The sequence below is a fragment of the Infirmifilum tikiterense genome, assembly GCF_054696565.1.
On record NZ_CP182482.1, the window covers coordinates 998,648 to 1,019,540 of the forward strand.

Sequence of the window (20,893 nt, forward strand, 5' to 3'; positions counted from 1 at the left end):
AGATCCACGAGAAGCCGGCGAGTGAGGAAGTCCCATATTCCAGTTTTCCATGCATAAGTAAAATGGGCTTTAAGGGAGGTATAGGAAGGTGGTTTACAGCTGAAAGACTTGTCTTTTAAGGCGGGGAGGATGTCAGGCGCTGATGAGCTCGTAGACTTTGTCCTCAAGCTTCTGGAACTCTTGCGACCGGCGATCGCGAGGCCTTGGAATATCAACGTTGACTATCCCGGCCACCCTAGCAGGTCTGGCTGTAAGGACGACGATTCTGTCCGCCATGAGTATCGCCTCATCTACGCTGTGAGTCACCATGATGATCGTTCTGACGGTCGTGACGCCCCACGTCCAGAGGTCGAGAATCTCCGAGCGAAGGGTCTCGGCGGTGAGCGGGTCCAGCGCTGAGAACGGTTCGTCCATAAGCAGTATCGTAGGCTCGATCGCCAGTGCTCTAGCAACATTCACCCTCTGCTTCATCCCGCCGCTCAGCTCTCTCGGGTAAAAGTCCTCGAAGGATTGCAAGCCGACCAGCGTGAGGTATTTTCTGGCCCTTTCCTTGGCCTCGCTCCACGAAAGCCCGTTAACGTGCAGCGGAAGCGCCACGTTCTCGAGAACGGTCATCCACGGCAGCAAGGTGGGGAACTGGAAGATAAATCCTATCCTCGCGCCTGCAGGCTGAACCTCCACTACCCCGGAGTCAGGCTTCTCCAACCCCGCGATTATCCTCAGGAGAGTTGTTTTACCGCAACCAGATGGTCCCAGGATTGCGACGAACTCCTCGCCGATCTCCAGGGAGATGCCATCAAGCACTTTCAGCCTCTTCGAGTCCTCGACGAAGGTTTTCTCGATATTCCTCAGCGCCAGGATGCCTCCCTTATGAGTAGCTGTAGCGCTCATGAGCTCACTCACCCACATACCTGCCCTCTATGTAGTTGAAGAACCTAGACCAAAGGGTCTTATTAATCGCCACGATGACCAGTGAAAGCACAAGCGCTGAGAGCATCAAACCCAGCGTGTCGCCGGAGACCGTGAGCCGGTTGAGCAGCGCGCCCACTCCACCCAGGTCTATCGTCCTGCCCGACACCTCCACGTACTCGGCCACCACGCTAGCATTCCACGCGCCACCCCAGGCGCTTAACGCCCCTGCGGCCACAGAGGGTAGCAGGGAGGGGACGAAGATGTATCTGAAGAAGTGCCGCGCGCCGAAGTGGTAAACTTCGGCAAGCTCCTCGAAATCCTTCCTGATGCTGCCCAGCCCGTAAACCAGGATGTTGAAGTAGAGGTACCAGAACGATCCCTGGAGGAAAACGATGAAGGAGACGGTGTACGATCCCAATCTGCTTCCAAGGGCTATTCCCGCGAGGAGAGGCCACCACACGATAGCGGGGATCGACGCGAGGAGCTCTCCCCCAAGGGTCATTGCCGCGCTGAAGACGCGTGAGCGGTACGAGAAGTAGGCCACTAGGAGTGACGTGGCGAAGGAGAACACCACAACGAGAGCCACGCGAGCCAGGCTTAAGGGGAGCTCAACAAGAACAGAGACTACTTTCGCGAAGACGCTTCCTGAGAGCAGCCCCCAAGCCGCGAGCAGGGCTTGGACAAGCACGCATGCCACGGCGAGCAGAGCGAGCCATTTCGCGGAGGCTAAAAGAATCCTACTCTCCAGAAACCTCTTCTCAATACGTATCGTAGCCTCGGTTAGACGGCTCCACAGCGAAGCGACCACGAAGTGAACGGCCTCGTAGGAGCGAACTACTCCCGGGAGGCTCCTGCCCAGAACAATCGAGGCCGCCGGGTTCCAAACCAGGATGTACGTGGCTACAATAACGGTTAAAAGCGCGGCAACGCCGAGGTAAAACCCGATAAGGTTACCGGCGTTGAAGTTATCCAGTATGAAGCTCCCCAACCCCCTCAGCCGGTACTCTGCGCTTCCGAGGGAAATGACCTCAGCGGACGTTAGGAAGAACCAGCCCCCAGCCCATGAGACGAGGCTGTTCGCCACTAGGGAGTTCCTTGAGGCCGGAGTGTATATGTAGAAGAAGCGGGCGGCGTGCCCGAAGCCGTAAACCTTGGCCATGTCTTCGAACTGAGGATCCAAGGATTTAACAGAGGAGTAGACACCGAAGATCATGTTCCACACGAGGCTGGTAACTATCAGGAAGACTGAGGCCGCCTCCGCCCCAATCCCACCCGGAAGGTACGTTACGAAGAACACGAGGGCAGCAGGGAAGAAGCCCAAGATGGGGATCGACTGCAGGACGTCGAGGACGGGTAGGAGAATTCTCTCGACAGTCCTATTCTTGGCCATCAAGCTTCCAACAGTTAGGGCTAGTATTACGGAGACCACGTAGGCGGCAATCATCCTGCTCAGGCTTGCCGCAACCGAGGCTAACAGGTCTACCCATACGGGCACGCCACCCACCCTTCTTTACCTTGGGTTCTTAGAGATAGAAAACTTAAAAAATGTAGCTCATAATAAATCGTAATAGCGGGTGACTCAGGTAGGTGTCCGAGGATCCTAGCCGTAGCAGGCAGGAGAAAATCCTGTTACCTGTCGACGTGACCCCTGACCACATCCTCGGGCTCGTCGAGGTGCTGAACAGCCTAGGAGGTAGCGTAGACTCCATGTACGTGGGTGACGCTGTCTTCGAGAACGTAGAGATCCTGCCTAAAGCGATAGATGTTGCCGAGGCCTTAGGGCTGGTCAAATCCGATAAGGGAAACCTTTCGCTGACCGAGCTGGGTAAAAAGGTTGCCAAGAGCGACCCGAAGAGCCTGAAGTACCTTTTAAAAAACGCTGTGTCGAAAATCGAGCCACTACACGAGCTCGTCTCCGTCTTGAAGACCAAGAAGAAAATCAGCGTTGAGGAGTTCAAGAGCATCGTGGAGAAGTACTACCCGGGTAGATCCGAGGAAGCGGAAAAGAACCTGCTCATCTGGGGGGCGTTCCTCAACCTCTTCAAAATGGATGAGGACGACGAGGAAATACATTTAATCTAGCTTCTCACTATAAAAGTGGAGGATGAGTTTCGCTAGAGCCGAGCGGTGAGGCTTACGGCGGAGTCTGAGCCTAGAAGAGCGTCGTCTGCCCCCCTCCTTTCTTCAAGCTAATGTTTGGGAATGAGTCCCGGACAGGTAAGTAAACCTTCTCGTAGAACTCCCTCTGCGAGAGGAGAACCCTTCTGTCAAAGCTCGAGACGTAGTCCAGTGCAAGCCTCCACGCCTCCTCGAATGGCATAACGGCCTCTATCCTCCTGGCAACCTCCCTCTCGAAGTCCTCAGGCCTCTGCTCCTCACCGCCCATCGTGAACCACCCGTTGTCGCTGACGAAGGCCTGCTCGTCCCCCACGTAGACGATCCCCCTACCTCCTTCGCGCGCTACCTCGACACCCCTGGAGACCCTCTCGCGTGAAGCGGCCACCGGCACGCCCCGCCGCTTAGCCCACGCGTAGAATATAGCCCTGTTGAGGCCGAACGAGAACGCCTTCTCCCTGTCCCCGGTGAGCAGGAAGTACCTGGCAGCCTGGAGCAGAGCCATAACTTGGAACCTGCCCAGCCTCGCCTCGCCACCCATCACTAATACTAGTAGGCGAAGACAGCCTTAAAGCTTTACCACCTCCTTTCCCCGGAGCAGCTCCTCGATCTTCTCGACCAAGCGCGGGCAGAGGACCCGCGCATCCCCGCTTGCGTCGAAGGCAAGGAGCTTCCCCCTTCTCTCGTAGAACTCCGCTAGAGCCTTCGAAGAGGAAAGGTACTCGCTATACCTCCGCGCGACCACCTCTGGAGCGTCATCAGCCCTCTTGATGAGCGCGTGCCCGCACTTGTCGCAAACCCCCGGCCTGGCGGGAGGCCTCCACTTCTCATGGTACACCTCCCCGCACGCCGGGCAGTAGAGCCTCCCAGCCAGACGCTCGACGACGACCTCTAGGGGCGCCGTAAGGAGGATGGCCAGGTCTAGGGGGAACGTAGCCTCCAGGGCCTCTGCCTGGCTCAGCGTGCGCGGGTAACCGTCGAGGACAAAGCCGCGCCGGCAGTCCGGCTTAGAAAGCCTCTCGAACAAGACCCTGTTCACGAGGCTGTCTGGGACAAGCTCACCCTGAGCCATGTACTTGGACACCAGTCTTCCTAAGTCGGTGCCGCTTGCTACCTCCCTTCGGAGTAGGTCACCGCTGGAAACATGTGGTATCCCAAAAGCCTGCGAGAGCATTGCCGCGTAGGTTCCTTTACCGACTCCGGGCGGACCCAGAAGGGCTAGCCGGATTTTTCCACCCTTTACTTACTTGACCTGCAACTAGTAGATATAAGTTGCGTTCGGTAGGCTGAACACCTTTCAAGGCTAGATTAAAAAGCAAGCGCCCTACATCCAGAGACGTGGAGGACCAGCAGGGAGGGAGCAACGTCCTCTACTTCATGAAGTTGAGGCTGCCAGAGCACGTTCACTCTCTCCTGGAATCAGGCAACGTGACACGAGCGATTGAGGAGATCAAGAGCCTGCTACAGGAGAAGAGGGGAGAGGAGCAGCTCAGGTTCTTATTCGAATTGGAGCGAATCAGGAGGCTCGCGCGAGAGTACCCGTACTCCGTTAAGGAGGCCTTCGAGCTCGCCTCGAAAGAACTCCCCTCGCTCTCGCTCGAGGAATTCCAGTCCCTCATTGCGAAGGGTTGCGTTGACAGCCTCACCCTCGACGGCGAGGTCAAGGTCTTCCGGCGCTTCATCCCAAACATGTTCTGGCTTTGCCCCGAGCTTGAGGGGGGGAGGAGACGTAGGGTGAGCGAGCTAGAGGAGATCGCCAGGGAGACCCTTAGAAGGAGGGCGATGAGGGTCTCGGATGCCGTCGCGGAGGGCAGGGCGGGCCACCTCCTTCCTCTCAAGTACACGGTCAGGTTCACGCTGAGGGTTGCGCCCCGCGAGCCGTGCAGCGGGAAGGTAAGGGTCTGGGTCCCGATCCCCAGGGAGGAGGGGATTAACAGGGGCTTCAGGATTCTCCAATCGCATCCTGAGCCGAAGGCCCTCGCTCCTCCGGACCACCCTCAGCGGACGGCGTACTTCGAGCTCGAGGGCGAGGGAAGTGTCTCTTTAACGTACGAGTACGTTTCCTATGGTTTCGCCGCTAGGCTAGACCCGAGCGAGGTGTGGGTCGATGAGTCAAGTGACGTGTTTAAGAAGTACACGGCGGAGAAGCCCCCGCACATCGCCTTCACGGACTATCTTGTGCGCTTGACTGAGAGGGTCGTGGGCGGCGAGAAGAACCCGCTTCTGAGGGCGAAGAGGATATGGGAGTGGATAACGAGCAACGTCAGGTACACCTTCGCACAGGACTACGCCCTCTACGACAACATAAGCGAGTACGTGGCCAGGAACCTGCGCGGCGACTGCGGGATGCAGGCCCTCCTCTTCATAACGATGGCTAGGATCGCCGGGATCCCGGCTCGCTGGCAGTCGGGGTGGTACATGAACCCCGTCAGGCCCGGCATGCACGACTGGGCGCAGATTTTCCTCGAGCCCTACGGGTGGGTCTACGTGGATCCCAGCTTCGGGAACAAGAGGAGGGGGGAGGAGTGGCGCACCGAGTTCTACTTCGGCTCGATCGAGGGCTTCAGGCTCGCGGCTAACTCGGACATCTCGACGCAGTTCTACCCTCCGAAGAAGCACTTCAGGTCTGACCCTGTGGACAACCAGCAGGGGGAGGTGGAGTGCGACGACAGAAACCTCTACTATGACGAGTGGGAGAGCAGGCTGGAAATACTGGAGGTAGAAAGAGTAGAGGAGGGAGAAACTACACTCTCTCCTTAGGGTAGGACCTGTGTATCAGCACCCACAGAGCCAGCGCCAGTAACCACAGTGAGACCGTGACGGAGGCGGCGAGCGTCATTGAGGTGACGACGTCTCCACTCCTAAAGACCGATCCCATGAGCAGCGGGTAGAAGGTAGGTCCCAGCGTCCAGCCCAGGTTGTTCAGAATGCTGTAAACGGCGAAGACAGTGCCCCTGTGCTCCGGGACCACGACTTCGCTGAGGATGGTGTTTATGTTCGGGTAGGCGAAGGTCGTGAACATCATCCCAAAGACCGCTAGGCTCGCCGGCAGGAGGAGAGCGGACAGGCTCGCCTCGCCCCGCGGGTAGGGGTAGAGGAGCATTGAAAGCATTGCAAGGTAGCCCACCGCTATGCCAAGGATGGAGACCTTCGTCCTGCCGCCCACGTCGCCCTTCCTCACAAGCCTGTCGCTCAGGGTTCCTCCTATTATATGCCCAAACGCTATCGAAAGCGTCGCCAGCGCTATCACGAGGGACGCCGTCTCCTTAGCGACACCCCACTTGGTCACAATGTAGTCTATGGACCACACGCTGAGCATCCCCCACGGGATCGTCCAGGGCACGATCATGAGGAGGACCAAGAGGACCGTTCGCTTCCGGATGCTCGGCAAAGCCTCTCTAAACCTATAGGCCCCGACCTCCCTCTTGGCCTCCGAGAACCCAACCGTGATCCCCCTAGAAGAGAAGTAGAGGACCACGGCTGTCAGGAGCACCACCGTGCCTGAGATCGTGTAAGCAACCCTCCAGGGCAGCAGGACCCCCGCGACGACGATAGCCAGGATCATGGCCAGAACGCTGGACACGTAGTAAATGGCGTAGCCCCTCCCCCTGCTCTCCGGCGGGACAGCGTCCGAGATGAAAGCGTATATAGCCGGCCCCACTCCAACGTAGCCTACCCCGAAGAGGAGGAAGTACGCGAGGAGCTGGCTGTAGCTGGTAGCCGTAGGCACCAGGAGCATCCCCAGGCCCATCACGAGGCCGAGGAGGAATATCACCTGCCTTCGACCGTACTTGTCCGCTAAAACACCCCACGCGAAGGAGAGGACAAGCCCCACGCCCTGCAGCAGGGTGGCTACGAGGCCTCCGTAGTACCTCCACTCCTCCTCTGTGGCACCCGGGATAAGACCCTCCTCGTGCAGAGTGCGCATGATCGGGTTAAGCATGTAGTAGCCCATGAAGTAGGACAGCACTAGGAGGAAAAGGGACGCTAGGATCAAGGTTACGCTACGCCTACCGCTCACGCCAACCACCTGCTGAAGAACCCCACAACCCTCTCCTCGTACTCTCGCGGGCTATCGAGAATCGACGCAACGTGCCTTGAGGGGGTAACCCAGAGCTCAGCTCTCTCGTTGACCCTTCTTACCTCCTCGTAGAGCCTCTTCACCTCATCCAGCGCCACGAGGTCGTCCTTCTCGCCGGCTATTAGCAGGAGCGGGATCTTTATCTTGCTGGCGTACTCGTACATCACGAGCCTCTCAGGCTTGATCCGGGCCCTCGCAGCAGTGAACCGGACGATGAGGGGGTAGGATGCACGGAGCAGCAGGCCCATCAACCCCTTCACCCTGCCGACCCACCTCCTCCCAGAGCTCCTTATGTCCACGTATGGGCTGTCGGCCACCGCTGCCTTCACCCGGGGGTCCATTGAGGAGACCATCAGTGTGATAGCCCCACCCATCGAGTACCCTATGATGCCGAGCTTAGAAGCGAGCCCCCTCTCCTCCAGCCAGTCGATTATGCGCATGACGTCCTCGCACTCCCTGTAACCGAGCGTCGTGTAGTCGCCGCTGCTCTCGCCGTGAGCGCGCATGTCGAAAACGGCTACGTTGAAGCCGTTCCTCGCCAGGATCTCGAGGATCTGCTTCATGTAGCCCTCATCCCACTTGCTCGACGTGTACCCGTGTACGGCTACCACGGTTCTGTCCGTTTTGCCTTTCACGAGCCAGCCTCTGAGGATCACACCGTCGTGCGTCCTGACCTCTGCTCGCTCGTAGTCGAACCCGAGGTCCCTAGGCGTCCAGGAGCCGGTTCTCCGTGGAGGCTTCAGCATTTTCCCGGAGGCGATGAAGGCAAGGGACACTATAACGACCAGCACGGCGAGCACAACGGCAGCCAGAAACAGTAGTAATTCCTCTATCACGAAAATAAGCATAGTGAGAAAGCTATTTATATTTTGCTCCACGCAAAAACTAACGTATCCCAAGTGGATATCCTATCGCTGGAGCATGCTAGACGAAGCCGATTTTAAGATTCTCGAGGCTCTTTCCCGGAACCCCAGAACAGGTGTGTCTCAAATAGCAGGGAGACGGGTCTAAGCAGACCGACCGTGCAAGCAAGGCAGAAAAGGAGGAGCCAGAAGGCATGGGAGCTTTCTTCAAGACTCAGCGTCCCCTGAACTCGTGGAATTTGAAAGCCTTTATTAGCTATAGCTCTCTTTCTCTCGGGGATACCATTGGGTTTTGTCAGGGTTAAAGCGAGGGTGTGGAACGTCGAGAAACCTGAGAACGCTGCGGAAGTGGAGCCTCTAGCCGATACCGGAGCGATATACACGGTCTTACCCGCGAGCCTTCTCAGATCGCTGGGCGTGAGGAGCATTGGGAAGAGGAGGTTCAGGCTGGCCAACAACCAGGTTCTCGAAAGAGAAATAGGGCTCGTGGGCATCGAAGTTCACGGTGCAACGACGCACACGATTGCAGTATTCGTCGACGAGGGCGTTTACCTCCTCGGGGTTGTGACGCTTGAGGAATTAGGCTTAGAGGTGGACCCCGTTAAGGGTGAGCTGAGGCCGATGGAGCTTCTGCTAATGCAAGCTACAGCCAGCACCACGAAGCTGCAAGCCCTGAAGCTCGGAGGCGGTCAGGGAAGTTTGAGGATAAAGATTTAAAAGGGAGCTTTGCGGCGGAATAGGCTGTGACTGAGTACAAAATAGATGAAAGGGCTCTCTCCTTCCTGAAGGAGGCCACTGAGGCCATAGGCCCCTCGGGCTTCGAGGAACCCGTTCTCGCGCTCTTCAAAAACCACTACTCCGCGTACGCCGACGAGGTGAGGAGGGACAACCTCGGCTCGCTCGTGCTGGTGAAGAGGGGCTCCAGCGAGGCGCCCCGCGTCCTCGTAGCAGGCCACGTGGACGAGGTGGGTTTCCTCGTCACCGGCATAACCAACGAGGGGTTCGTTAACTTCACGCCCCTCGGAGGCTGGTTCGAGCAGGTGCTCCTGGCCCAGCGCGTGGTCATAAAGACCAGGAGCGGATTGGTCCCCGGGGTGATCGCAAGCAAGCCCCCGCACCTCCTCACCCCAGAGGAGAGGCAGAAGGTGGTCCAGATCAGCCAGATGTTCATCGACGTCGGGGCCACGAGCAAGGAGGAAGCCGAGAAGCTCGGCATCAGGGTGGGAGACCCCGTCGCGCCCTGGTCCCCCTTCACCAAGACGGCCTTCGACGACAGGATAATGGCCAAGGCGCTAGACGACAGGATAGGAGCCTTCATCGCCATGGAGGCCCTGAGAGTGCTAAGGGAGCGCAGCGTAGACCACCCCAACACCTACTACGCCGCCGCCACGGTCCAGGAGGAGGTGGGCCTCAGGGGTGCCGAGACCGTGGGGTGGGTCGTGGACCACGACGTAGCGATCGTCACGGAGGTGGACATCGCCGGCGACGTCCCCGGCATAAAGCCTCACGAGGCCCAGGCCAAGCTGGGCAAGGGCCCCTCCATTGTCACGTACGACAGGTCCATGATACCAAACCAGAAGCTCAAGGAGTTCGTGATACAGGTGGCGGAGGAGTGCAAGATCCCATACCAGCTCTCAGCCGTCTCAGGAGGCACAGACGCCGGCAGGCTCCACCTGTACCGAGGAGGCCGGCCGAGCATAGTGATAGGCGTTCCCACCAGGCACATACACAGCCACGTGAGCGTGGCCAGCCTAGCGGACGTCGAGAACGCCGTCAAGCTCGTGGTGGAGCTCATCAAGAGGCTCGACAGGGAGGCGGTAAACTCCTTCAAGAGCATTTGAAGTTAGTACTACAAAGCATTATTTATACAACCGGATAGCTGAATATTCTCGGCGGTCGCCTTGAGCCTCGAGGAGCGCAAGGTCACCCCCCTCCACGCCTTCGTAGCATCAGCGCTGGCCGCGTTCAGAGAGGAGGGTGTGCTGAACTACGCGATACTCACGTCCTCGATGCAGAAAGTGGGGGAGAGGCTGTCCCAGATCTACGGGAGGCCCGCAGACCCCCTCGAGGCCCTGAGGAGAGCCACGGATCTCCTCCAGCTCGCGGGCTCCGTGGAGGTCGAGGACCGCGCCGACCACTACCTCGTCAAGGTCGCGACGGGGACGTGCAGGCTATGCCCCAAGGCTGTCGGAGGCCTCGAGCTCCCCGGGAGGCTCTGCCCCCTCCCCGGGCTCCTCGCCGGCTTCGCGGGCCTCAAGCCCGACCTCGAGGGGACGAGGAGGGACGGGGCGCACTGCGTGATAGCGATTCACAAGAATTCAGGGCATAAGGGGACAGAGCTGTAGTTTTTACAGCCCCCTCTCGGTAAAGCTTTTAAACACCCTCAGGAATGCGGCACGCATGCTCGAGGCCTGCAGAGTCTCTGTCCTCGGCGCGGGGAAGATCGGCGGAGCCCTCGTCAAAGCCCTGGTCGGCAGGCTGGGAGGCTCGCGGGTTACGGCAACCGGTAGGAGCGCCGAGACCCTTAGGCGTATAGAGGAGCTCGGGGCGCGGGCAACCAGGGACAACAGGAAGGCGGTCGAGCAGTCGGACCTGGTCGTGGTCAGCGTCAAGCCCCACCACTTCCCCCAGCTCCTCAGGGAGACGGGCTTCGACGTGTGGGAGGGCAAAACCGTCGTCTCGGTGATGGCGGGCGTGAGGCTTGCCACCCTGCAGGGAGTCCTCGAGGGCGCTGAGGTGTACCGCGCCATGCCGAACCTCAACGCCCACGTAGGCAAATCCGCGACGGCGATAGCCGAGAACGGCGCCGGAGCCGGGAGGGGCCTCGTGGAGGAGCTCTTCAGCCTCGTCGGCCAGACCTACTGGGTGCCCGAGGAGTACCTCGACGTCTGGACCGGCCTGGCAGGCAGCGGGCCAGCATTCCTGGCCGAGATCATAGACGCCCTCGCGATGGGCGCGGTCGCCTCCGGGATGAGCCGCGAGCTAGCCTACAGGGCCGTGCTCGACGTCATGGAGGGCACCGCCCTGCTCCTCAAGGCCCGCGCAGGCGTCCACCCGGTGCAGCTGCGAGACGAGGTCGCGACCCCCGCCGGGACGACGATCAGGGGGCTAACGGTCCTGGAGTCCGAGGGGGTGAAGGCTGCTCTGATGAAGGTCGTGGAGGAGGCCTCCAGGAGGTCGAGGGAGATCGGTGCGGAGGTCGACGAGCGGGTCAGGAGGGAGCTGGCCCAGATATGGCGCTGACCAAAAGCAAATAAGGTTGCCGCGAGGGTATATGCTGTGCAGCGTGAGAGCCTTGTAGACAGGCTAGCCCTAGCGGCCACAGCAATTCTCCTAGTGTCGCCCGCTCTCGCCTACCTAACCGGGCTCTGGGTGCCGTACTGGAGGCTCGTGACGATGCTCGGCTACGAGGAGGCTTACGTCGCCCTCGCCGTCATCGTGTACGTCGCCCTCTCGCCGCAGCTAGGCTACTACATGCTCCTATCCCTCCTCACCTCGGCCTGGGTCAACGTCTACCTCAAGAACACCCTAGCCCTCCCCAGGCCGCCGCCCGAGCAGTGGAAAGTGCAGGAGACGGGCTACGGCTTCCCCAGCGGCCACGCTCAGGTCTCCACCTCGTTCTGGTCCACAGCCTGCTTGAAGCTCCGGCGCGCCTCCCTCACCGTGTTCAGCGTCACCCTCGTGGCCCTCATCTCCATCTCCAGGCTGGAGCTGGGCGTCCACTACCCCCGCGACGTGGCCGGCGGGGTGCTCATAGGCCTCGCCGTGGCCCTAGCGTCCTACTACCTAGCCGGCTGGCTCCTGAGGGCGGACAAGAGGGCAACCTCCACCGCCACGCTCCTGTACTCCCTGCTCGTGGCGGCGCTCTACCTGATCCAGCCGGACACCACTATCCTGAAGGCAGCCGGCGTCCTGGCCGGCGCCTCGCTCTACCCCCTGGTGAAGGACAAGGTGAAGCCCCCGCCCAGCGTGGCCCGGCGCACCGCCCTGACAGCGCTGACCCTCGCCGTCGCGCTGGCCCTCACACAACTGGCGAAGACAGCGAGCCCCCCAGCCCAGCTCGCAACCTACCTGGCCATCTCGCTGGTCATAATCGCAACCCCCCTAGCGCACAGCAAGCAAAGGTAGCCCCCTTTTTGAACTTCGTAACACAGCCCCGAGTGTTTTTATTTCATTTTTCACTTTCAACAAACACCAAAAAAAGATAAAGCCCGATACTAATCTCGGTGCAATATGCCCTCCACACCCTCTTCGAAGCTTGATTTCGTCGACAGCCCTCTAGCTCTGCAGGCGAGCATCGCTCTTAGAGACCACATGAAGGATCTCCTGGCTGAGGCCGAGAAGCTACCCCCTGCTGTGCTCACTGAGAGGATCTACGAGCTGCTCAGGAGGAGCGATGTGAACGTCGAGGTGACGCCGGAGCCCATCGCCACGCCGCCCTACCTGCTCGTACAGCGCAACCCCCTCCGCCTCATCCTCGTGCTGCGCGGCAAGGCGTACCAGGTGTGGCCCGAGCTTGCCCCTCTGCGCCCACCGGGATTCGAACCAATAAGAATATAAACCCCGCCAGCAACGATGCCTTTAGAGCGCCGGCATGACGCCCAGAGACCCCCGAGCCCTCCTCGCCGTCCTCGCAACCCTAGCCCTGCTAGCCGCCCTCGTTCTACGCCAGCCAGCCGTGCTGCAGGCTAGCCCCGCGCTCCTCGTACTGGACTCGCGCGCCTCGGCGCAAATCGTGCCGAACTCAACGAGCTTCACTATGACGTTAACTCTCCCGCCCTACACGCTACTCGACGACGCGCGCGTAGCCTGCGTCGCGAACGCCTCCAGCGTCGAAGCCTCCTCCAGCGCCGCCCAAGTAAGGGTGGCTCGCGAAGGGTCGCTCCACTGCATCTACGCGACGGCCTCCAACCCAACCCCCCAGTTCACCCGGCTCGAGCTCCAGGTCCGGGCGCACCCCCTAGAGGAGCAGCCCGCGCAGTTGCCCGTAGGCCTCCTAGCGGCGACCGTGGCGGTGGGGGCGGCCTCGTACCTCTTTCTGACGGAGAGGGGCAGGGACCTGGCCTTCAAGGCCCTCTCCATCCCCGTTGCCTACGCGCTCGTCGGCAGGGAGAACGTCCTCGAGAACGCCAGGAGGAGGCTCATCTACGAGTACATCAGGAAGAACCCCGGAGCCGGCCCCCGGGCGATCAGCAGGGACCTCGGGATCAGCTTCGGCGAGGTCCAGTGGCACCTCTCAGTCCTCGAGCGCGTGGGCCTAGTGGCGAGGGTGAGCCTCGCGAAGAATATCCTCTACTACCCGGCGGAGATGCAGCTCCACGAGTGGCTACCCGCCTTCGCCAAGCGGGAACTCGGGGTCAGAGTGGGGCCGGAGCACGTCAGGAGGAACGAGTACAGGATACGCGCCATGCTGGCCAGGGGCTGCACTCTCCCAGAGCTCAAGGCGGCTCTTTCCCAAGCCGAGCCACAGGCTACACTCTGAGCCTCATCTGCCTCCTGCAGAGCATAACCGTGGCTGTGTGCGAGCATATCCCCGCCTTCCTCACGTTGCCGTATGCCCGGGAGAAGCAGTCGCACCTGTACCTCCCACCGCTTATCCACACGTTGTACTAGGGGTAGGTGTCCTCTAGCTCAGGCAACCCCTTCACCAGCCAGTGCTCCCCGCCAACCTTCTCCACCTTTCCCGCTAGAAAGCGATAGGCAGCCCTGTAGAACCACTCAGGGGGCTTGTCGGGGAACGAGGGTTGCAGCCCGCCCAGCGCGTCGAACAGGTTCCCGCGCTCCTCGACTAACCTGCTATCGCAGTAGCCGTAGAGGGTGCACCTCACAAGTGCCCAGGCGAGCCTGCTCTCCTCCCATTTAACCCTCAAGCGAGAGCACCCACAGGGTTTTCTCAGCAACGGAAACGGTCACGCCGGCGGGGTGCGGGTTCCCCCTGAGGAAGCCGTAGTCCACCAATCTGAGGTAGTCACCTAGCTCCAGCTCCGCGGCACGTAGCCACTCCAGCACAGCCCTCTCCTCAGCCACGCCGGTCTGGGACTCCCTCAAGAACCCCTAACAAGGGCGTCCTTCGTCGGGAAGGCAAGCCTCAGCAAATCTTTCCGCCTCTGCCGCCACACAACAAGCCTGGGCTTGCCGCTAAGCGCGAAGGGGTCCTCGACCTCTACAATCATTTGGTCGCAGTCGAAGTAGCGCTGCATCGCCGGCACACCGTCCCACCCCCTCGGCAGCGATACGAGGGCGCGGCGCCTCTCCAGCCGGTAGGAGTCGAAAGAGAGCGGGGCGGCGAGCGGTAGGCCAGCGTGACGTCGTAAAAAGGCCACCGGGCCCCGGCCCCAGTCCCCGGCACGGCGATACAGGGATGGGCCGCTTGCCGGGTGTCGCGCGCGGCTCGAAGAGGCTGAGAGGCGCCGAGGCAAAGCCCCGTCGCACACCAATGGGCGCGAGCTGGCGGGGCGGGCCGAAGGCGCGGAGCCCATGACCACCCCGAAAAGGGGGCCCTGGATCAGTGAAGGGGTGAATGTGCCAGGCGCGCGCCACGGCTTAGCCCTCCCCTGATCCTGAACTAAAAAGTTTATAAGCAGGGGTGTAGACTCCCAACTGACAGGTGGAAGCCATGGAAACAGCGAGGCGCACAACGATCGCCACACTGCTACTCGCACTGGCAATAGTGGCCTTCGCCACCGCGACAGCCACCCTCGTCAACAAAACCGAGTGGATCGTCAAAGCGGAATACCCCCCGGTCGTCAAGGTCGCCGGCAACGACGTTGCGACCGGACTCGTCACAGTGAGTAGCAACGGCACCCGTAAGACCTCAGATGGCGTGAACTGGACCACGATAACCGTCGTCGGCTTCAAGGGAGACCCGACCACCTACACGAGCGTGCTCAAGATATGCAACAAAGGAACTCGAAGCGTGACCGTAACGCTGAAGTACAAAGGTGTGCTCGGCGGCGGCTGGGATTACGTCAAGTACATCAAGCTACTCTACCCCAGCTCCAACCAAGAGATAACGATCCAAGGAGGCACGCCCAGTGGATCAATCTCGTTCCCCCTATCTGGCGGCAGCGAAGAGGCGCCCTCCTGCAGCGGTGACATAGGCGTCGAGGTGCTAGTCACCCCCGACGCGCCGACTAACCAGGTGCTCATAGCGATCCAGGTGGACGTCGAGTCTCAACTCTCGACTTCACAAACAACTCCCTGAGGGCTGAACTAAAAAACTTAAATATTTTTTCTCTCCCCCTCTTCTCAGGTGTCCGTGTTGGATCGGAGGCTTAAGCTCGGAGTACCCGTCGGAGTCGCGCTCGCGGTCTTCCTCGTGCTGGTCCTCATGTACCCCCTGGGCCTGCAGGCCCTGCTCGCCGGGGGCGTCCGGGACGTCGAGATGCTGTGGCAGGGCAGCCCGGCGTCGTCGGTGACGCTGGCGTCGGGCAACTACACCGCCTTCTGCTACCCGAACGCGCTGACGGTGCGCAACCTGGGCAAGGCGGGCGTCACGTACACGCTGGCCTTCGAGCTGGCGGGCTTCGACGGCTACCTGGAGGTGCGGGAGCTCAACGAGACGGTCCTCCTAGCGTCGGGCAACCGCACCGCTTCGAGGGGCTTCGCGCTCGCCCCGGGCTCCTCCGCGTCGTTCACAGTGTGCCTCAAGGCGGCCAGGCCCCAGACCGCCAGGCTCGTCGTCGCGGACAGGTCCTCCCCCGAGGTCGAGAGGGCGACTAGGAGCGAGCTGCTGCTCAGCGTCAGGCTCACGGACTGGTACGACAACTCCTACCCCAGGCGGCTCGAGCTGTCGCTGGCGGTGCAGCGCGAGGGCTACGCGGTCTTCGAGGTGACGGGCAGCGGGGAGGTCTACGTGAACGGCCAGCAGGTCGGCCTCATCCCCCCGCTCTACGGTACCGATGCCTCGTCCCTGCTCGTGGTCGAGAGGATCGGGGGTCTGGACTACCCGCTCGCCTTCCAGGCGGAGTCGTGGCGGGTGGAGGAGGCTACCGGGGTCCTGAAGCCCGTCAGGCTGCTGGGCCCCGGCGAGCTTCTCGGCGCGGGGGACAGGCTGGTCTTCGTGGCCTACGTCTCGAACAGCACGCGGATACACATCTACGTGGGCGGCAGAGGCAGGCTCAACTTCACCGGCGCTGTCAGGGAGAGCGGGTCGTCCGTCGACACGGGGGCGCTGAGGCTCGCCCTGGAGCAGTGGGGCTTCAGAGGCGGCGGGCTCGAGGTGAACCTCTCGGGCTCGATCGCCTGGCCCTACCAGTACGCGAAGACGTACTACAGCGACCCGGGCTCCTGGAGCACCGTGCTCGTGGGCCCTGTCAGGGGCATCTGGGAGTACAGGACTAGCGGCGCCTCGGGCTACGTCTCGAGGGCTTTCCTCACCGCCTACTCCGCTTCAAACATCACGCTTACCTACCTCTGGGCTGGGACCGTGAGGGGCGGGATCGCGCTCGAGTGGTACCTGCCCAGCTGGTCTAGCAACGGGACCTACACCGTGAGCCTCACCTGCGCCACGCTCTGCAGGCGGCTTCCAGTCAGGCTCCTGGGCAACGCCACGCACGCGGTGGTCGAGCTGTGCAGGGACTACTACCTCCCCGGTGGCACGGTTGCCACCCCCGCCTACTACGGCTACCTCGTGCTGACGACCGGCTCGCCGCTCGCGCAGGTCAAAGGCGTCAGCCTGACTGTGAGGAGCTTCTCCGTTTAACTCGGGGCAAGTCAGCCCCACCTTTAAGAACGCGCTCAGGCTTCGAGCCCCGCTGAACTAAAAGATTTATATTCTCCAGCGGGCAACTCTTCTCGTGGCTTTACATGCAGGACAGCGAGCGCCTCTCCCTTAAATCAGCTCCTCGCCCCCGAGCCCTGCTCGCCTTACTTCTGGCGCTCACCTCAGCTGGCGGGCTCGCGGCGGTGATCATCATAAACGCGTCGCTCTGGGGGGTGTGGGCCAGGGAGAGCCTCCTCGTGAAGCTCGGGAACTCCTCCATACTACCGGTCTCGTCCGCGCCCTGGGCCCCCAAGGATGGCCTCAACGTGACGACGTACAGCCTGAGCTTCGTCCCAGGCTGGGTCGAGGAGTACACCGTCGGCTCGCTCGCGCCCCGCCTCCCCGGCCTGCAGGCGAGCCTGCACCGCGAGGCGTCCTGGGGGAGCGGGAGCTACTGGATCTACCTCAACGGCTCGCTCCAGCTCTCCACCACGCAGAGTAGCGGCCCCCCGGTAGCCACCCCCGCGAGCATCGTGTGGAGGAGCCAGGCGAGCAGCGCCTACTGGGTTCTCGCCACCGCCAGGTACAACGCCTCGACGGCGCAGGTCGCGCAGTACATCAACTTCAGCGCGCAGCCCATGAGCCTCCTTAGTAGCGCGAGCTACTCCTGCTCAGCCTACACGCGGAGCGACGACTTCGCCACCGCCTGCGTGCCGACCCAATACATCTTCAGCACAAGCCTGCCCAACAACAGGACGTACGTTTCAGGCGGAGGCACGGTGTATCAGGATCCCTCGGCTGGTAACCCTGCGCCCAGCCTCTACACAGAGTCTCAGAAAGGCTACGCCGCCTTCTTCCTGGACTACTCGGCTCAGCCCTTCAGCGCCTCAGCGCCGTTCTCATTCCAGTACTTCTTCAGGGCCTCGCTCCAGGACACAGACTACATCCAGCTCCACTTCTTCCTAGACACGAACGGCGACGGAAGCCCAGACCTCGAGGTCATATACTACGGCTCCGGCGGCGGCACAAGCCCCCTCCCCCTCGCCCCCGTCATCTACGGGAGAAACCTGTCCTACGTCGCGCAGCCAATGCCTGGTTTCGTAAACAAGGCCAACGTGTGGACCACGGTGAGTATAAGCCAGGTGTACAGCACGGGCGCCGTAGTGGGGCTGGCCCTTGCCGCGTGGTCTCAGACTGGAGTAGTGAAAGCCTGGTGGGACAACGTGTACTTTCAGAGGTGCGCTAATCCCAGCTACATCGGCGCCTACACGCGCGGCTACGAGTACACGATGGTGTACATCGACGACACGCGGAGCCCCTCCACGCCCCCGAGCGTCGCAACCGAGGTGGATGCCTACGCGTCAACGGGCAACCCCGTGAGCGATTACGGCGTCTCCGCCGCGGTGTACGACGTGGCCTCGAGGTGGGGTAACGTCCCCGCCGCGAACTTCTCCTTCACAGTCAAGGGTCTCTTCACGAAGGGTAAAAACGATGGGAATAACGACGTGGCTTACGTGGCAGTGGGGGTGGACACGAGCGGCGACGGTGTGGCGGATGTCGAGTACATCTTCTACCGCTACCTGGTCTCCAGCCCTTACTCCGGAGCTATAGTCTCGGTGCTCGCGAGCCCAGGCACCGTTGTGTGCACCGTCGGCAGCGACGGATCCTGCGCCCCCTCAGACCCCGCGCGTTTCAAAGTGTTCAATCTCGGCACCTTGAGCAACAACACGGCGTACAGCTGGAGCGGCAGTGTGCCAGCAAACCAGACTGGAAACATCGTGTCGGTGGCTTTTGCGGCTACTGACGGTAGCTACTACGGAAATGGGCTCATTGGAGACGTCTGGGTCTGGTGGGACGACTTCACAGTAACGTACAGGGTGTGCACCCCCTTCCCTGAGGGGTGGAGCGTCGGCGGTAGCACGTTCTACAGGCCCCTCGTTCCCGGAGCCGTGGTTTACGCGGGTAGCTTCACAGGGGACGGCGGCTTCTACCTGCTCGACTCCAGCCTCCAGCCCCTCCTCGGCGCCAGGAGGAGCGGCACGGACTACTACGCCAGGTGCGGGGCCTCCGAGGCGTACATTGGCTCTTTCCCCGGCGCGTACTGGGTCGACGTGAGGCCGCTAGCCGGGCTCTGGGAGGTCATCCTGAGGGACTCGGGTGGCGGCATCCTAGCTAGGTATGGCTGCGCTCCAGCCGGCTCGCCAAGCTACGTAGGCTTCACGGGCGTGGAGGGCTTCGAGTTCAGGGCTTGGGGCTAGGTCGGGTGCCTAGAGGACCTTCGTGAGCTTGCCCCAGACCGGCTTCAGGTCCCCGAGGCCAGGCTTCTCGCCCGCGCGCCTGACCCCCTTCTCCACGCTTGCCCCGCCGGTGAAGGCCTGCTCCGCGGTGAGGAGGTCGCAGTCTGTGTCGTAGTAGAGGATGTTCCTCAGGGCCTGCGCGGCGTGCACGTGGGCGGTTATGCCGAGCCTCGTCTCGCCGTAGCAGCCGATCATGTTCTTCACGCCCGCGGCCTCGCTGACGTGGGCAACCCTGACCGCGCCCGCGAGCCCTCTGGTCTTCATAAGCTTGATGTTGATGACGTCGGCGGCCTCCATCTGGATCGCCTTGAGCGCGTCAGCGGGCGTCTTCACGCTCTCGTCGAGGGCCACGGGCACTGGGCTCTCGCGCCTGACCCTCCTCAACCCCTCCCAGTCGTCCCACCTCACGGGCTGCTCCACGAGCTCCACGTCGTAGCCCGCGATGCGGTCGATCACCCTGATGGCTTCCTCGACGCTCCAGCCCTGGTTCGCGTCGACCCGTATCCTCACGCCCTCGCCCACCGCGTCCCTGACCCTCCTCACCCGCTCGACGTCCTTCTCGGGCTCGAGGCCCAGCTTCAGCTTGAGCGCCCTGAAGCCCTCCTCCACGAACCTCAGGGCCCTCTTCGCCTGCTCCTCGGGCTCCATCAGGCCTATCGTCACGTCAGTCTCGATGCTGTCCCTGTAGCCTCCCAGGAGCCGCCAGACGGGCCTGCCCACAGCCTTCCCGTAGAGGTCGAGTAGCGCCATGTCCAGGGCCGCGGCCAGCGAGCTGGGAGCCCTCAGGCTCCAGGTGTACTCGTGCACGGCCTCCAGGCTCGTGTAGTCAACGCTCACCGCGCCGAGCCTCCGTGCGGCCTCAACGACCATCTCGAGCGTCTCGCCCAGCACCGTCCTCGAGGGGCACGCCTCCCCCCAGCCCTCCAGGCCGTCGGGGGCGGTGAGCCTGACGATGAGGCTCCTCGTCTTCTCGGAGACCCCCGTTGAGATGCGGAAGGGCTCTTGAAGCCGGAGCTCGGCAACCCAAGCCTCAAGCCTGAGCATCAACGGTACTTGGCGGCGGGGCTTATTTCCTTGACGCTGGAGCAGCGCTCGGCGACAATTGTGTAGAGTTCATCACCGGCTTGGCGAAGCTAAAGCGGGAGTTGCAGATGTAGCGCTCAGAGTAAACTTTTAATAAGTCTACTGAAATAAGGTTTACGTGGAGTACGTTACTGTTTCGGCAAAGATCCCCAAGGAGCTGAAGGAGCTTATGAGTAAGTACGGGATTAAGCCGGGCCCTATAATAAGGGAAGCTATAGAGAGGGAGGTCAGGAGGAGGATCTTGGAGGAGGCGGAGGAGAAGTTGAGGAAGCTTAGCGAGAAGCTGAAAAACATAGGGGATGAGGAGATAGCGGAGCTAATTAGAGAAGAGAGGGATTTGAGGTGACCAAGTATATTTTTGATGCAAGCGCGGTAGTCAACTTGGCAAAGAGGGGTAGGCTCGCGGCCTTCCTCGAAGGTGAAACCCTGGACCTGGCTCGCTATGAGGCGCTAAATGCTATTTGGAAAGAGACGGCACTGCTCAGGAGGCTGGATTACAGTGAAGCGCTCGAGCTCGCTGATGCTCTTAATACTTTGTTTAGGGCGCTCAAGGTCAATAGTATTGCGGGCGGGGAGATAGGCGTTCTTGAGCTCGCTACAAATGAGGGCCTCACGATTTACGATGCTTCCTACCTTTACCTAGCAGTAAAACGTAACCTCACTCTAGTAACTGATGACAAGGGGCTGAGGAATAGAGCCTCTAGGCATGTTAAAGTCCTCTCAGTAAGAGAGCTACTCGAGGAGGACTTCTAGACTCATTGAGAACCAAAGATCTGTTAAGCGAATACAGTCCGTATGGTTGTCTTACCGTGGAGCTACCTCCGTAGCGTCGGGTATT

Annotated in this window: 24 protein-coding genes; 14 read left to right on the forward strand and 10 right to left on the reverse strand. The window is 61.1% G+C overall.

Annotated elements, in window-relative coordinates; translation table 11 throughout:
- Window positions 1-132 precede the first annotated feature (132 nt).
- Together ACNO7C_RS05560 and ACNO7C_RS05565 are read right to left on the reverse strand one after the other, a co-directional pair.
- Window positions 133-891: an ABC transporter ATP-binding protein gene (locus ACNO7C_RS05560; protein WP_460025909.1), complete on the reverse strand. Its 759-nt coding sequence runs from the start codon at window positions 889-891 to the stop codon at window positions 133-135.
- Between the two features lie 4 nt (window positions 892-895).
- Complete coding sequence (locus tag ACNO7C_RS05565) at window positions 896-2,407, reverse strand: ABC transporter permease subunit (protein ID WP_460024130.1); 1,512 nt, start codon at window positions 2,405-2,407, stop codon at window positions 896-898.
- Between the two features lie 92 nt (window positions 2,408-2,499).
- On the opposite strand from ACNO7C_RS05565, the gene ACNO7C_RS05570 reads away from it, so the two are divergent.
- Window positions 2,500-2,994, forward strand: a complete 495-nt coding sequence (locus tag ACNO7C_RS05570) for an AAA-associated domain-containing protein (RefSeq protein ID WP_460024131.1) — start codon at window positions 2,500-2,502, stop codon at window positions 2,992-2,994.
- 70 nt (window positions 2,995-3,064) lie between these two features.
- Here the strand turns inward: ACNO7C_RS05570 and ACNO7C_RS05575 are convergent, their stop codons facing one another.
- Together ACNO7C_RS05575 and ACNO7C_RS05580 are read right to left on the reverse strand one after the other, a co-directional pair.
- Complete coding sequence (locus ACNO7C_RS05575; protein ID WP_460025910.1) at window positions 3,065-3,568, reverse strand: hypothetical protein; 504 nt, start codon at window positions 3,566-3,568, stop codon at window positions 3,065-3,067.
- A 27-nt stretch (window positions 3,569-3,595) separates the two neighbouring features.
- A complete protein-coding gene (locus ACNO7C_RS05580; protein ID WP_460025911.1) occupies window positions 3,596-4,255 on the reverse strand; it encodes an adenylate kinase family protein in 660 nt (219 codons plus the stop codon).
- 110 nt (window positions 4,256-4,365) lie between these two features.
- Here ACNO7C_RS05580 and ACNO7C_RS05585 point away from each other — a divergent pair, with 110 nt between their 5' ends.
- On the forward strand, window positions 4,366-5,787 hold the full coding sequence (locus tag ACNO7C_RS05585; RefSeq protein ID WP_460024132.1) for a transglutaminase-like domain-containing protein: 1,422 nt from the start codon (window positions 4,366-4,368) through the stop codon (window positions 5,785-5,787).
- On the opposite strand, the gene ACNO7C_RS05590 is transcribed toward ACNO7C_RS05585, so the two are convergent.
- Both ACNO7C_RS05590 and ACNO7C_RS05595 read right to left on the reverse strand, forming a co-directional pair.
- Window positions 5,771-7,048, reverse strand: a complete 1,278-nt coding sequence (locus tag ACNO7C_RS05590; RefSeq protein WP_460024133.1) for an MFS transporter — start codon at window positions 7,046-7,048, stop codon at window positions 5,771-5,773. The genes ACNO7C_RS05585 and ACNO7C_RS05590 overlap by 17 nt on opposite strands.
- Window positions 7,045-7,944, reverse strand: coding sequence for an alpha/beta hydrolase (locus ACNO7C_RS05595; RefSeq protein WP_460024134.1), 900 nt, complete (start codon window positions 7,942-7,944; stop codon window positions 7,045-7,047). Before ACNO7C_RS05595 ends, ACNO7C_RS05590 begins: the two co-directional genes overlap by 4 nt.
- Before the next feature lie 312 nt (window positions 7,945-8,256).
- Between ACNO7C_RS05595 and ACNO7C_RS05600 the strand changes: the two genes are divergently transcribed.
- From ACNO7C_RS05600 to ACNO7C_RS05630, 7 genes are all read left to right on the forward strand, one after another.
- Window positions 8,257-8,688 carry a retroviral-like aspartic protease family protein gene (locus ACNO7C_RS05600; RefSeq protein WP_460024135.1) on the forward strand — a complete coding sequence of 144 codons (432 nt, stop codon included), beginning with the start codon at window positions 8,257-8,259 and terminating at the stop codon, window positions 8,686-8,688.
- Window positions 8,689-8,714: 26 nt separating this feature from the next.
- Complete coding sequence (locus ACNO7C_RS05605; protein WP_460024136.1) at window positions 8,715-9,812, forward strand: M42 family metallopeptidase; 1,098 nt, start codon at window positions 8,715-8,717, stop codon at window positions 9,810-9,812.
- Between the two features lie 60 nt (window positions 9,813-9,872).
- Window positions 9,873-10,316, forward strand: a complete 444-nt coding sequence (locus ACNO7C_RS05610) for a hypothetical protein (RefSeq protein WP_460024137.1) — start codon at window positions 9,873-9,875, stop codon at window positions 10,314-10,316.
- A 55-nt stretch (window positions 10,317-10,371) separates the two neighbouring features.
- The gene (gene proC / locus ACNO7C_RS05615; protein WP_460024138.1) at window positions 10,372-11,214 is read left to right on the forward strand and encodes a pyrroline-5-carboxylate reductase; all 843 of its coding nucleotides are present in this window, start codon (window positions 10,372-10,374) and stop codon (window positions 11,212-11,214) included.
- Window positions 11,215-11,250: 36 nt separating this feature from the next.
- A complete protein-coding gene (locus ACNO7C_RS05620) occupies window positions 11,251-12,099 on the forward strand; it encodes a phosphatase PAP2 family protein (protein WP_460024139.1) in 849 nt (282 codons plus the stop codon).
- A 105-nt stretch (window positions 12,100-12,204) separates the two neighbouring features.
- Window positions 12,205-12,531, forward strand: coding sequence for a hypothetical protein (locus tag ACNO7C_RS05625; RefSeq protein ID WP_460024140.1), 327 nt, complete (start codon window positions 12,205-12,207; stop codon window positions 12,529-12,531).
- Between the two features lie 34 nt (window positions 12,532-12,565).
- The gene (locus tag ACNO7C_RS05630) at window positions 12,566-13,453 is read left to right on the forward strand and encodes a winged helix-turn-helix transcriptional regulator (RefSeq protein ID WP_460024141.1); all 888 of its coding nucleotides are present in this window, start codon (window positions 12,566-12,568) and stop codon (window positions 13,451-13,453) included.
- Between the two features lie 127 nt (window positions 13,454-13,580).
- On the opposite strand, the gene ACNO7C_RS05635 is transcribed toward ACNO7C_RS05630, so the two are convergent.
- The 3 genes from ACNO7C_RS05635 to ACNO7C_RS05645 are packed head-to-tail and all read right to left on the reverse strand — an operon-like array spanning window position 13,581 to window position 14,180.
- Window positions 13,581-13,841 carry a hypothetical protein gene (locus ACNO7C_RS05635; protein WP_460024142.1) on the reverse strand — a complete coding sequence of 87 codons (261 nt, stop codon included), beginning with the start codon at window positions 13,839-13,841 and terminating at the stop codon, window positions 13,581-13,583.
- Window positions 13,831-14,019, reverse strand: coding sequence for a hypothetical protein (locus ACNO7C_RS05640; protein WP_460024143.1), 189 nt, complete (start codon window positions 14,017-14,019; stop codon window positions 13,831-13,833). The genes ACNO7C_RS05635 and ACNO7C_RS05640 overlap by 11 nt, the downstream gene beginning before the upstream one ends.
- Window positions 14,016-14,180, reverse strand: a complete 165-nt coding sequence (locus tag ACNO7C_RS05645) for a hypothetical protein (protein ID WP_460024144.1) — start codon at window positions 14,178-14,180, stop codon at window positions 14,016-14,018. Before ACNO7C_RS05645 ends, ACNO7C_RS05640 begins: the two co-directional genes overlap by 4 nt.
- Before the next feature lie 407 nt (window positions 14,181-14,587).
- Between ACNO7C_RS05645 and ACNO7C_RS05650 the strand changes: the two genes are divergently transcribed.
- The 3 genes from ACNO7C_RS05650 to ACNO7C_RS05660 all read left to right on the forward strand — a co-directional run bounded on the left by ACNO7C_RS05650 (window position 14,588) and on the right by ACNO7C_RS05660 (window position 18,933).
- Window positions 14,588-15,175: a hypothetical protein gene (locus tag ACNO7C_RS05650; RefSeq protein WP_460024145.1), complete on the forward strand. Its 588-nt coding sequence runs from the start codon at window positions 14,588-14,590 to the stop codon at window positions 15,173-15,175.
- A gap of 57 nt (window positions 15,176-15,232) precedes the next feature.
- Window positions 15,233-16,675: a hypothetical protein gene (locus tag ACNO7C_RS05655; RefSeq protein ID WP_460024146.1), complete on the forward strand. Its 1,443-nt coding sequence runs from the start codon at window positions 15,233-15,235 to the stop codon at window positions 16,673-16,675.
- Window positions 16,676-16,779: 104 nt separating this feature from the next.
- Window positions 16,780-18,933 (forward strand): hypothetical protein, encoded by a 2,154-nt coding sequence (locus ACNO7C_RS05660; protein ID WP_460024147.1) that lies wholly within the window; start codon window positions 16,780-16,782, stop codon window positions 18,931-18,933.
- 9 nt (window positions 18,934-18,942) lie between these two features.
- Here the strand turns inward: ACNO7C_RS05660 and ACNO7C_RS05665 are convergent, their stop codons facing one another.
- Window positions 18,943-20,016 carry a mandelate racemase/muconate lactonizing enzyme family protein gene (locus ACNO7C_RS05665; RefSeq protein WP_460024148.1) on the reverse strand — a complete coding sequence of 358 codons (1,074 nt, stop codon included), beginning with the start codon at window positions 20,014-20,016 and terminating at the stop codon, window positions 18,943-18,945.
- Between the two features lie 157 nt (window positions 20,017-20,173).
- Between ACNO7C_RS05665 and ACNO7C_RS05670 the strand changes: the two genes are divergently transcribed.
- Both ACNO7C_RS05670 and ACNO7C_RS05675 read left to right on the forward strand, forming a co-directional pair.
- Window positions 20,174-20,401 (forward strand): hypothetical protein, encoded by a 228-nt coding sequence (locus ACNO7C_RS05670; protein ID WP_460024149.1) that lies wholly within the window; start codon window positions 20,174-20,176, stop codon window positions 20,399-20,401.
- Entirely contained in the window at window positions 20,398-20,808 is a 411-nt protein-coding gene (locus ACNO7C_RS05675; protein ID WP_460024150.1) for a type II toxin-antitoxin system VapC family toxin, read from the forward strand. The genes ACNO7C_RS05670 and ACNO7C_RS05675 overlap by 4 nt, the downstream gene beginning before the upstream one ends.
- The last annotated feature ends 85 nt before the right edge of the window (window positions 20,809-20,893 follow it).